We start from the raw sequence: 1,526 nt of genomic DNA, 5'->3' as shown, positions 1-1,526 counted from the left end.
TGCGGCCGACATATTCGATCTGACCGTCCGGCCGCCACCGCGCCAGATCGCCGGTGCGGTACAATCTTCCACCGTGGCTATCAAACGGATCCGCGATGAACCGCTGTGCTGTCAATCCAGACTGGTTCATATAACCGCGCGCGAGCAATTCCCCACCGATGCATAATTCTCCCGGAATCCCAGAGGCCACCGGCATCAAGTTCTGATCCAGCAGATAAATGCGACGCGCTGCCAATGGCTGGCCAATGGTCACGTCTGCTACGGCGTCGTAACGCTCGGCACTGATGCTGCAATCGGCAATGGTCGCGGTGACCACTGTTTCTGTTGGTCCATACGTATTGAACAAGGTGATCGCTTCCATACCTGCTTGCCGCCATGCTCTAATGCCTTCCGGCGCCATCGCTTCACCGCCGGCATGAACTTGGCGTAACCGGCCATAATCGCGCGGCCCACACTTCGAAAAATCCTGTACCAGCAAGAACCAATAAGCGGTCGTCAAATCGGCGACGGTAATGCGCTTATCGATCAGTTCGCGGTAGAAGGTTTCGCTGTCCCATAGCTGAGAGCCGCGCAAGACAACGGCTGCGCCTGCGCAAAGAGGGGGAAAAAGCTGTTCGATGAAACCGTCGAAATTGATGGTCGAAAACTGCAGCATCCGATCGGAATTGCCGAGCTTAAAGAAATCCATCGCAATACAGGTATGCTCAACCAGCGCATGATGAGCGATCCCAACACCCTTGGGCTTACCTGTGGAACCGGAGGTGTAAATGATATAGGCAAGATTTCCGCCATGCAGCGCAACATCCGGATCATTATCCGGTTCTCCGGCCAAATCCAGCGTATCCAGTTCCAGAAGTGTGCCTTTGCTTGGTTGCGGCAGGCGCGGCAACAGATGGCTTTGCGTCAGCATCAGCTCGATCCTGCTGTCGGCGATCATATATTCCAGGCGTTCGCGCGGATAATCCGGATCCAGCGGTACGTACGCCGCGCCGGCTTTGAGCGTAGCCAAAAGACCGACGATCATGTCGACCGAGCGCTCGATGGCAATACCGACCCGGCTTTCCGGCTCCACTCCCAGCGCCATCAGCCGGTGCGCCAATTGGTTGGCGCGCTGGTTCAGTTGCGCATAACTTAATTCGATGTCATCAAAAACCAGCGCCACGGCATCCGGCTGCTCCGCCGCACGCCGTTCAAACAACCGATGCACTGGATCAGCATGGGTATATCGTTGTTCATTGATTCCCCATATTTTAAGCTGTAACCATTCCGCTTCACTCAAACAGGAAATATCGCTTAAACGCTCATTTTCACAGTGGCAAAGCACAGTGAGCAATTTTTCGACCCGTTTGGCGATGTCATTTACCATCGTTGCCGAAAAGAATTCGCCGGCATAGCCGTAATGCAAGCTCAGACCATTGCTTTCGATAACCGAGACCGTCATCGGATAATTGGTAGCTTCTTGTCCGGTAACATCCGAAAAAACCAAACCCCCCGGCATGAATTGCTTGAACGCCTCATCGACCGGA

Annotated in this window: 1 protein-coding gene; it reads right to left on the bottom strand. The window is 54.4% G+C overall.

Features of this window, described 5'->3' with window-relative positions:
- Positions 1–1,526: amino acid adenylation domain-containing protein (locus tag ABF87_RS12215; protein ID WP_160829403.1), on the bottom strand; the 1,526-nt coding region annotated here is incomplete at both ends.

The sequence above is a fragment of the Nitrosomonas sp. JL21 genome (genome assembly GCF_009833095.1).
Taxonomy (GTDB): domain Bacteria; phylum Pseudomonadota; class Gammaproteobacteria; order Burkholderiales; family Nitrosomonadaceae; genus Nitrosomonas.
Note: the sequence above shows the minus strand (reverse complement) of the source record. Positions and strands in the feature narration are given on the sequence as shown.